This is a genomic window from Chryseobacterium sp. SIMBA_029, assembly GCF_046535275.1.
In the GTDB taxonomy this organism is placed as follows: domain Bacteria; phylum Bacteroidota; class Bacteroidia; order Flavobacteriales; family Weeksellaceae; genus Chryseobacterium.
In genome coordinates, this window is sequence record NZ_JAWRXA010000908.1 from 1 (window position 1) to 232 (window position 232).

The window sequence follows — 232 nt, forward strand, 5'->3', positions numbered from 1 at the left end:
GGTTTGAACAACACATAGGCGTTCCCGCGATTGACCATTGGTGGCAAACCGAATCAGGATGGCCGATGCTGGGATTAATGACCATTGATGATCAGTACAAAATAAAAAGAGCTTCCGCAGGAAAACCAATTCCGGGATATGATATTAAAATTTTTGATGAAAACGGGCTGGAACTCAATCCACATCATGAAGGCTATCTGGTTATTAAACTTCCTCTTCCTCCAGGCGCACT

The 232-nt window shown here is 43.5% G+C and carries 1 protein-coding gene; it reads left to right on the top strand.

Annotated elements, in window-relative coordinates; genetic code table 11:
• The coding region (locus SB679_RS26470) for an AMP-binding protein (RefSeq protein ID WP_410705424.1) at positions 1-232 on the top strand (232 nt) is incomplete at both ends.